Here is a 427-nt window from a genome sequence, read left to right on the forward strand (position 1 = left end):
ATCAGAAGAAGTGGTAAGCAGAAGAAGTGCTGAAGGCATTATCTCTTTTATTAACAAGGCCCATTACAATCTTTTTCCGCTACTAATTACGCCCGAAAAGTGGGCTGTAACGATTGATTCGCAAGAATATCCCGTTAACAGGGCTGACTTTTCCACAACCATCGATGGCGAAACAGTGCGTTTCGACTGTGCTTACATCACCATTCACGGCACTCCGGGGGAAGACGGATTGTTGCAAGGCTATCTCAAGATGGTTGGCATTCCGCATACCACATGCGATGTACTTCCTGCTGCCATCACCTTTAACAAATACACCTGCAACAACTATCTGAAAGGATATGGCGTGATGGTGGCCAATTCTGCGTTGGTACGCAAAGGTCTGAGCTATGATATTTTAGAGATTGCAAAAAAAACCGGATTCCCATGC

General features: G+C 45.2%; 1 pseudogene. It reads left to right on the forward strand.

Features of this window, described 5'->3' with window-relative positions:
• Positions 1-427: pseudogene (locus C6366_RS21190) on the forward strand (hypothetical protein); the annotation flags it as partial.

Source organism: Desulfonatronum sp. SC1 (assembly GCF_003046795.1).
In the GTDB taxonomy this organism is placed as follows: domain Bacteria; phylum Desulfobacterota; class Desulfovibrionia; order Desulfovibrionales; family Desulfonatronaceae; genus Desulfonatronum.